This window comes from Marivita sp., assembly GCF_022763305.1.
Lineage (GTDB): Bacteria > Pseudomonadota > Alphaproteobacteria > Rhodobacterales > Rhodobacteraceae > Marivita.
Map to the genome: position 1 here is coordinate 1 of NZ_JALEGT010000003.1, position 9,239 is coordinate 9,239.

Annotated in this window: 7 protein-coding genes, 1 pseudogene and 1 other annotated feature; of the genes and pseudogenes, 2 read left to right on the forward strand and 6 right to left on the reverse strand. The window is 61.9% G+C overall.

Features of this window, described 5'->3' with window-relative positions; genetic code table 11:
* Positions 1–306: 306 nt before the first annotated feature.
* Positions 307–3,195, reverse strand: coding sequence for a Tn3 family transposase (locus MRY75_RS00250; RefSeq protein WP_292305139.1), 2,889 nt, complete (start codon positions 3,193–3,195; stop codon positions 307–309).
* Positions 3,196–3,307: 112 nt separating this feature from the next.
* Here MRY75_RS00250 and MRY75_RS00255 point away from each other — a divergent pair, with 112 nt between their 5' ends.
* A complete protein-coding gene (locus MRY75_RS00255; protein WP_292305143.1) occupies positions 3,308–3,895 on the forward strand; it encodes a recombinase family protein in 588 nt (195 codons plus the stop codon).
* Positions 3,896–3,994: 99 nt separating this feature from the next.
* On the opposite strand, the gene MRY75_RS00260 is transcribed toward MRY75_RS00255, so the two are convergent.
* The 5 genes and pseudogenes from MRY75_RS00260 to MRY75_RS00280 form a co-directional block, all read right to left on the reverse strand.
* The gene (locus MRY75_RS00260) at positions 3,995–5,386 is read right to left on the reverse strand and encodes a hypothetical protein (RefSeq protein WP_292305140.1); all 1,392 of its coding nucleotides are present in this window, start codon (positions 5,384–5,386) and stop codon (positions 3,995–3,997) included.
* 90 nt (positions 5,387–5,476) lie between these two features.
* The gene (locus MRY75_RS00265) at positions 5,477–6,220 is read right to left on the reverse strand and encodes an SDR family oxidoreductase (RefSeq protein WP_292305141.1); all 744 of its coding nucleotides are present in this window, start codon (positions 6,218–6,220) and stop codon (positions 5,477–5,479) included.
* Positions 6,217–7,041, reverse strand: a complete 825-nt coding sequence (locus MRY75_RS00270; protein WP_067919702.1) for an SDR family oxidoreductase — start codon at positions 7,039–7,041, stop codon at positions 6,217–6,219. Before MRY75_RS00270 ends, MRY75_RS00265 begins: the two co-directional genes overlap by 4 nt.
* Entirely contained in the window at positions 7,038–7,295 is a 258-nt protein-coding gene (locus MRY75_RS00275; RefSeq protein ID WP_309765880.1) for a TRAP transporter large permease subunit, read from the reverse strand. Before MRY75_RS00275 ends, MRY75_RS00270 begins: the two co-directional genes overlap by 4 nt.
* Positions 7,296–7,301: 6 nt before the next feature.
* Positions 7,302–8,568, reverse strand: a pseudogene (locus tag MRY75_RS00280) (IS3 family transposase).
* Positions 8,169–8,287: a sequence feature (AL1L pseudoknot), on the reverse strand. It overlaps the preceding pseudogene by 119 nt.
* Positions 8,569–8,878: 310 nt before the next feature.
* Between MRY75_RS00280 and MRY75_RS00285 the strand changes: the two are divergent.
* Positions 8,879–9,239 (forward strand): zinc-binding dehydrogenase (locus MRY75_RS00285; protein WP_292305142.1); only part of this gene is annotated, 361 nt, incomplete at its 3' end.

Sequence of the window (9,239 nt, forward strand, 5' to 3'; positions counted from 1 at the left end):
GACTGCGCGTAGAACAGGCTTCCTTCCGGGTTGCCGCCCATCACGAGGATATCGGCCTCGGCGGATTTGGGCGCGGCGCCCACAAGCATGGCAACGCCGAGCGCTGCGGCGGTCAGTTTCTGGAATATCATTGGGGCAACATCCTCCCTACCCACTGCGGTTCTTGTCCCGCTCTTTGGAGCGGGTCTGGCTATTGAGCCCGGTATTCGAACAAACATCGAATACCGCATCAACTTAGAGGCAGCCCGAGTTGGAGTCAAGGGGTCTGCTCCGGCTGGGGGCAGAATGACACCCTAAGGCTGGGTGTCATCGGTTTTTCCACCTGTATTCGCCCGTGAGCAGGATATGCGCCCATCCGAGGGGCGAGATATGCGCCAGGAGTTGAGATGAACAATCGAGACCAGCCCGCTTTCGCGTGGTGACGGCATGTCCAAGGTGCTTAGTATTCCAGTAGATGATGATCGCGGCCAGCAGGTTCAGCCCGGCCAAGCGATAGTGCTGTCCTTCAGAGGTTCGGTCTCGGATTTCGCCCTGACGCCCGATGCGTAGGGCGTTTTTCAAGGCGTGGTGTGCCTCGCCTTTGTTCAGGCCGATTTGTGCGCGGCGCTGCATGTCAGCGTCAAGCAGCCAGTCGATAATGAACAGGGTGCGTTCAATGCGCCCGATCTCCCGTAAGGCAACAGCCAGCTCGTGCTGACGGGGATACGATGCGAACTTCCTCAACAGCTGGCTGGGTGGCATGACACCCGCCGCCATAGTGGCGACGGCGCGCAAAATGTCCGGCCAGTTTTCAGTGATCAGCTTTTCTCTGATCTTTCCGCCGACCAACCCGCGGATTCCCTTCGGCGTCGCAGCGGGGTCGAAGAGATAGAGCCGTTTTGACGGCAGGTCGCGGATGCGGGGAACGAAGCGATAAGACAGGAGCGCGGTTGCCGCGAAGACATGATCCGTGAACCCCCCGGTGTCTGCATATTGCTCTTTGACCGTCTTCCCCACCTCGTTCATCAGTAGGCCGTCCAGAATGTATGGGGCCTCACTTACAGTCGCAGGGATGTTCTGTGTGGCAAACGGACCGAATTGGTCAGAGACATGGGTGTAGGCCTTTAAACCGGGCTCCTGCCCATACTTCGCATTGATGAGGTTCATCGCCTCGCCATGCCGCGTTGTTGGAAAGAACTGACCGTCGCTTGAAGCTGTCATCCCGCCGCCCCAGAATTGCGCCATCGGCAAATTGGCCTGCGCCTCGATCACCTTGGCGAGCGCCCTGTTGATGGCATCGCTTTCAACATGCCACCGGGACAAGCGCGAGAGTTGGAAGTAGTCATGTGAACTGGTCGCCTCGGCCATTTTACTGAGGCCAAGGTTCAATCCCTCGGCCAGCAGCACGTTTAACAACCCGATGCGATCCTTGCAGGGAACGCCGGTGCGCAAATGCGTGAAGGCTTCGGTGAAGCCGATATCGTCATCAACTTCCTGCAGCAGATCGGTGATCCGAACGGCGGGCAGGCGGCCATAAAGATCAAGCACCATACCATCAGCATCCGCCGGGATCGCTGCCGTCAAACGATCAACCTTGAGAATGCCGTTCTCGATTGAACCGCCGGGAATCGCGCCGGTTCGAGTGGCCTTGGCCAAACGCTTCATACCTTCTGCCAGCCTTGCCTTGCGAACATCGAGCCAGATCTCAGGCTCGAATGGCATCGTCAGGCGCGGGCACGCCTTGGCTGTTTCTATCGGTACCAAAGCTTGTTTCAGATCAGCGTAACGCCGGGAATGGGGTAGCCAGATATCGCCGGATCGGAACGCTTCACGCACCTGGAACAACACAGCGACCTCCCAGAGCCGATTGTCACCTGGGTCCTGGGCATTGAGGTGTTGATGCCATTTCGAGGTTCGGCGCAAGAAGCCAACCTGGCGGAGTGCGTCGGTTTGATCATCGGCGATGACCTTAGTTGCCTGCATTAAAGGTGCCGCCACCGGGGCGGCGCAGATATCGAGTGCCCGCAGCATTCTTGGGGCATAGCGGCGAAACCGATGATACCCATGGGCGACATGAGACAACGCGTCGGCTGCCATCGTGTCGGTCAACTCGGCTGCGGTTGTCACCATGCTTTCGAGTTCAGACCAGCCGCACGCAACTTCGACGGCGGCATCAAGGGACGCGCCATCTGCCTTGGCTTCCAGCAGGGCAGCACCCAGATCCTTGAAGGAAAGCAGTGTCTCACGCAGCGAAGATCTGGCATCCGCGATACGTGCGTCGGACAGCCTTTTCGCATCCCGCCAGGTCTTTCCAACAATCCGGTCGTGGGTTTCGATCACGGCATCGGCGATGGCAGCCTTCCACTCTACCGCACAGACAGCGAGGATCGCCAAGCGCCGGTCACTGGTGATATCGCGTAAACCGTCGGCAAAGTAGCGCTCGCCCTGGCGGCGCAGGCGGGTGATCCGATGTGGCGGTATGTCGGACAGAATGTCCGGTGATAGGCCCAATTCTTGCAAAAACTCCAACCGGTCCAGAAGCCGTGATGCTCCCGCCGAGTTGCTGCCTGCCTCGAAACGGCGAAGCCAGATGAATCGGGTGACATTACCATCCACGATCTCGGTCAACAGCGCGTCCAGGCGTTCTTTCATTTCATCGGCGATCCTGTTGGTGATCCGGCATTCGGTCTGGCGTTCAGCCGAAACCAGAGCATCTGCGCACAGCCGTTCGATGACAGAGATGCCGGGCAGGATCACCTGCGACCGGCGGCACTCTTCGATAAATCGGCGCGCCAGATCTTCGTTGGATCGGGCAGTTTCCGCTTCATTCTCAAGCCAGGCCTTCAAACTGCGCGCGCCTTGGCCCGAGAACATCTTGAAGCCATAGATATGGCGCAGGGCGCGCAGGTGCTGCTGACGGGTTTGCCGACGTGCAGCATAGGGTAAGACTTCGTCGCCGATCAGACCCAACTGGGCCGCGATGAAACGCAATACTTTTTCCGGGATGACCTCGCCAGATGACAACAGCCGCCCAGGATAGCGTAGGACACAGAGTTGAAGTGCAAAGCCGATCTTGTTCTCTGGCCGCCGCCGTTCGTTGATATGTTCAATATCGTCGTCTGCCAGCGTGTAATGCCGCAACATCAAGGTCTCGTCAGTTGGCAGGTCGAAAAGCGCCGAACGCTGGCGCTCGGTCAAGATGGACCGTCTTGGCATTCTGGAATGTCCTTGTTAATCAGATGTCTGTTCGGGACATACCTCGCACCAGCAAAATTAACGACTTGCAAGTTCAAATTCCAAGGAGGTTCAACTGGGACAGCGCGCAGCCATCTATGCCAGAGTTTCCACCGCCGATCAGTCGTGTGAAAGGCAGGTGATGGAACTGACTGGTTTCGCAGAACGCGGCGGTTATGAGGTGATCGGTGTATTCAAAGAAACGGCCTCGGGTGCCTCCGCCAATCGTGTTGCCCGGAACCGAATTCTCGATCTGGCTCAAGCGCGGCAGATAGATGCCATCCTTGTCAGCGAGTTGTCCCGGTGGGGCCGCTCCACTCAAGACCTGTTGGACACTTTGAATAAGCTGGCTGGCTGGAAGGTTTCGGTCGTCGCCATGAGTGGCATGACTTTCGAGCTGGACACGCCGCATGGCCGGATGATGGCGACCATGCTGGCAGGAATTGCCCAATTTGAACGCGACTTGCTCAGCGAACGCGTCAAATCAGGCCTTGCTGCGGCCCGGGCACGCGGCAAGAAGCTCGGGCGCCAACCCGGACAACGACCGAAATCCGACAAGCTTGCACCGAAAGTCGTTCAAGCTGTGGCAGAGGGGCGCTCATATCGGTGGATTGCCCGCGATCTTGGTATCAGCAAAAACACCGTGCTCGACATAATGAAACGACACAGGGACAACTCTTAGGGTGTCATTCTGCCCCCAGCCGGAGCAAACCCCAGTCAATTCGGGCTGACGGTCCCGGTTGCAATCTTCAAACGAATGAGAGGCTGCCCCAGCGGCAGGTCAGAGCATCGCGCCCGCGATCAGCAGGGCGGTCATGACGATCACGTAATAGGTCAGGATGAATGGCCCGTTCCATCGCAGGCCCACGTCGCGGGGGGACTTGCCGATCATCCCCGTGGCGATGGCAAGAGTGGACGCGAAGGGGGACAGCAGCATCGAGCCGGACCAGCCGCACATCAAGGCCAGCATCAGCATCAGTTCCGGCATGTCGATCCCGGACGAGATGATAGCGCCGGAGCACAGCAGCGCGCCGATCATGGGGGAGAGGCCAAGCTGGCTTACCAGTGTCATCAGCAGGATGATGATGCAGGCGATGACGCCCGGCCCGATCGAGACATGTTCGATCTGCATGCGAAGCTTTTCGGCGGGCAGCATTTCCACCACGGTCAGTCCGAGGAAGGCGCTGGCGCCGATCAGGCAGATTTCACTGGTTGAATCGGGCAGTGCGCGGAACCCGTCGCGGGCAAGGGATTTGAGATTGCCCGAGAAGGGGCGGCCTTCGGTCAGCAGGACCCAGATCACCGCCATGGCGGGAATGACGATCAGGATCGCGGCCCGCATCGGAATGCCGACCACCGCCTCGGCCAGTGCCGACAGCCCGGTGATCGCTAGGAGCAACCCGAGCAGCGCGGCCATGGCGAGGCCCGCGCCCTTGTGGGGCGACGGGGTGAAGGTGCGGCGCGGACGGCGCTCCAGCCGGTCGAACACCCAGCCGAGGGCGAAGAAGACCACCATCAGGCCAAGGCCGTAGGGCAGGTAGGACACATATCCCAATGTCGGCATCAGCGGGATGAGCATGTTGATGGCCAGCCCGACCGGCGACCACAGGATGGTGGCGGCAAAGCCGCGCAGGACCGCATTGGTGATTCGCCGCCCCTGCACTTCGGCGATGTCGGGGCTGGGCGCGGCGCGGTCACGTTCGGCCAGCGCGATCCCGAGCAGAAGCTGCAGGCCGCCGAGATTGAGCAGGATGCCGAAGATATGACTGCCGCTGGCCAGCAGGGCGAACCGCCGCGACGGGGGCTGGTCCACCACGAAATGGGCGGCGGTACTGACGATGTTCGAGCGCATCGCGGCCACCCGCAGGATCGCCATGACGGCCAGCAGGGCAGGAAGGTAGAGCGCGCGGCTTGCTGCAAGGGCAAGGCTGCCCGGATCGCCCCCGGTCAGGACCAGCAGCGCCCCCGACAGCGCGGCGAGCAGGAGCAGGACCTTGGCGTTGGTGCGCACATGACGCCAACGCATCAGGATGTGGCACACGATCAGCGTGATCGCGATTCCGGCGAACAGGTGATTGTTGCTGAATAGGTCCGCGAGGGTGAAAATCGTGCCGCCCAGCAATGCGGCCGATGCGATCGTGGACAGTCGGCCGGGGCTGGCTGTATCTGGCATGATATGCTCTTACCTCATACCGGTGAACCGACCGCTACGCACCGCCCGGTTTGATCGACGGTGCGGCGGCTCTATTCTTTCCGGTATTGTCTAGACAGACAACCCGCCATCAATCGCGATTTCGGCCCCCGAGATGTAGCGGCTGAAATCCGACAGTAAAAACAGCAACGTATGGACCACATCTTCGGGCAATCCCGCGCGACCAAGCGGGACCTGAGCGGTGCGGGTCTTCAGGTCCTCGTCGCTCCAGGCGTCCAGCATCGGGGTGAGAATGATGCCCGGATGGACCGAGTTGACGCGGATCCCGCGCGGGCCCAGTTCGCGCGCGGCGGTCTTGGTCATGCCGCGCACGGCCCACTTCGTTCCGACATAGGCAATGCTCTTGCTGGCGTGCAGCCCGGCAAGCGACGAGATGTTCACGATCGACCCGCCTTCGGGGCCCATCGCCGCTTCGGCGAACTTCACGCCCAGATAGGTGCCGAACTGGTTGACCTTGTATTGCAGGTCGAAATCCTCGGGCGTGGTGTCGGGGATGGTTTCTGGCCGGTAGAGCCCGGCATTGTTCACCAGACCGTGCAGGGGCCGGTCGCCGCATTGCGCCTGCAACGCCGCCCAGTCCGCTTCCGAGGTCACGTCGAGGCGGGCGAATTGCGCGCCGATCTCATCCGCGAGGGCGCGGCCCTCGTCTTCAAGGATGTCGGCGACGATCACCTGCGCGCCCCGCGCCGCGAGATGCCGGGCCTGAAGCGCACCCTGTCCGCGCGCGCCGCCGGTGACGACCACGAGGCGGCCGCCGAAAGACACGCCCAGGATGTCTGCCTGGCCGGGGGTCATAGCCAGCTTCCCCCGAGCCGGGTCACGTCGTCGATGGGGTGGCCCCCGGCATCGAGTTCGCGCGCGGTGACGAGCGCCGCGTCGAGCATGGCGGCACGGGCGGCGATGACGCGGTCATATTCGGGATGGGTCAGCAGGTAGGGGAGGTTGCGGCTCACCGCCTCGATGATCCGGCGGGCCACCTCTTCGGGCTGCATGGAATTGGCCATGATCTCGGCCACGCGTCGGCGGTTCTCGGACGTGCTGTCCTGACCGGAGCTTGCGATGGCCGTGTTGACGTAGCCGGGGCAGACGGCGGTGACGCCGATGCCCAGCGGGGCCAGATCGCTGCGCGCGGTCTCGCTCAGCGAAACGGTGGCAGTCTTGGATGCGGCATAGGCCGCATAGCCGGGGGTCGAGAACAGGCCGCAGACCGAGCAGATATTGACGATATGCGCCGAGCGGCCCGTCCGGCGCAGCTGGTTCACGAAAACCTGCGTGCCGTGGAACATGCCCACCAGATTGGTGTCGAGGACGCGCTGGAAGGTCTCCAGCTCGACCTCATGGATGGGTTGGGGCGAGGCGCATATGCCCGCGACATTGAACAGCAGATCGGCCCCGCCGAAGGTTTCGCCGACCCGGTCGGCGGCGGCGGCCCAGTCCGAACGGGACCGTATGTCGAGCGCGAGGGCGAGGTCCGGGCCAGCGGGGGCCGACAGGTCGGCGCCCGCCACCTTCACGCCTTGGGCCTGAAGGGCGGCGACCAGCGCCTGACCGATGCCGGACGCCGCGCCGGTGACAAGCGCAACCGCGCCATCGAAGGGAAAAGAGCTTTGGGTCATGGTGCGAACAACACTTCTGGCAGGAACAGGGCGATTGCCGGGAAGATCACCAGAAGCAGGCACAGCAGGATTGGCCCGGCAACATAGGGCATGACCGCCTGATATATTCGGATCAGCGGAATGTCCGATGCCTGTGCCTGTATGACGAATATGTTCATGCCGAGCGGAGGCGTGATCATCCCCGCCTCGACGACGATCACGAGGAACACGCCGAACCAGATTGGACCGCCCCGGGCTTGCCGGAGGCTAATTATGGTTAGTTACGCGGCCATTTCTTCAGTTTCCAGAGCTGCGTAGAAGTTGGCCTCAGCCTCGGCTGGCGGGATGTTTCCGATGGGCTCGAGAAGTCGGCGGTTGTTGAACCAGTCCACCCATTCCAGCGTGGCATATTCGACGGCCTCGAAGCTGCGCCAGGGGCCGCGGCGATGGATGACTTCAGCCTTGTAGAGGCCGTTGATGGTTTCGGCCAACGCATTGTCGTAGCTGTCGCCAACGCTCCCCACGGAAGGTTCGATACCGGCTTCGCCCAGCCTCTCGGTGTAGCGAATGGACAGGTATTGCGATCCGCGGTCGCTATGATGAACCAACCCCATGGCCTTTGTCGGCCTTCGGTCATGGACTGCCTGCTCCAGTGCATCCAAGACGAAACCTGTCTGCGCTGACGTGCTGGCGCGCCAGCCGACGATCTTGCGCGCGTAGGCGTCGATGACAAAGGCGACATAGACGAAGCCCTTCCAGGTGGCGACGTAGGTGAAGTCGCTCACCCAGAGCATGTTGGGTGCCGGAACGCGGAACTCACGGTTTACCTTGTCCAACGGACACGGGGTCTTCTTGTCCGGGATCGTCGTCCGATGTGGCTTGCCGCGGATAATGCCTTGAATACCCATGTCATTCATAAGCCTTGCCACAGTGCAACGAGCGACATCGAACCCTTCCCGGACAAGCTGGCGCCATACCTTGCGGACGCCGTAGACTTGATAGTTCTCCTCCCAGACGCGTTCGATCTCGGGCCGCAGGGTGGCATCACGACGGGCGCGGTCAGACTGCCGCGCCGGGTCAGCCCGCTTCGCCAAGTGAGAATAGTAGGTGGAGGGGGCAATCGGCGTTCGCCGCCGGGCTCGGACCGGTGGCGCCTTCGGCGGCTCACCGTGCAGATCGGCTCGACCCCATGCGCATCGCGATGCGCTTCAACGAAATCCACCATCACTTCGACCGGCGGTCGAGCTCCGCCATCGCAAAATAAGCCGACGCCTTGCGCAGGATCTCGTTGGCTTGGCGCAGCTCGCGGTTCTCCCGCTCCAGCGCCTTCATTCTCTCGGCCATCTCGCTGGGGACGCCTGAACGCTTGCCGTTGTCGACCTCGGCCTTCTTGACCCAGTCGTTCAGCGTGGTCGCCGAGCAGCCGATCTTCGCTGCGATCGATGTGATCGCCTGCCAGCGAGAGCCATGCTCGCCCTCGTTGCCGAGAACCATCCGCACCGCGCGCTCGCGGACTTCAGGGGAAAATTTGTTCGTGGTCTTGCTCATGATGCTCCATCCTTGTGTGTTCAAGGTCGGGCATACTGGGAACGCAGGTGGGACCCCGTTCCATCCCGGGGAGGTAGATCCCGCTGAGTAGCAAGGGGCCCATTTGCGCCGTCGCCATTTGAACCTGAACAGTTGCAAGGGGCGCCCGTAGTGCCGACCCCGAATATCAAGGACAGGACAGTGACTTTGCCCCAAACCTACATCGGCGTCGATGTTGCGAAAGACTGGATCGACGTGTGTGACCCCGCCTCTTCCCGGCAGGAGAGGATACCAACCGACCGCCGATCGCTGCGTAGTTTTGCAGCGACAGTTGGCTCATCGGCGCAACGTGGTGAAGATCGACAAGGCCCTGCCGCTGGATGTGCTTGCCCCGCTGGGATGCGGCATCCAGACCGGCGTTGGCGCGGGGCTCAACGCGATCCGGCCACAGGCGGGCGACAGTTTCGTTGTGTTCGGTGCGGGGTCGGTCGGGCTGTCCTCGCTCATGGGGGCGGCGATTGCGGGCTGTACGAACATCTGCGCCGTCGATCTGGCGGAGAACCGGCTGGCGCTGGCGCGCGAGCTGGGGGCGACCCATGCCTTTCGCGGCGACGATCCCGACCTTGTCGGGAAGCTGCGCGAGGCGAGCGGGGGCGGGTATCATTGCGGTCTCGACACGACCGGCATTCCCA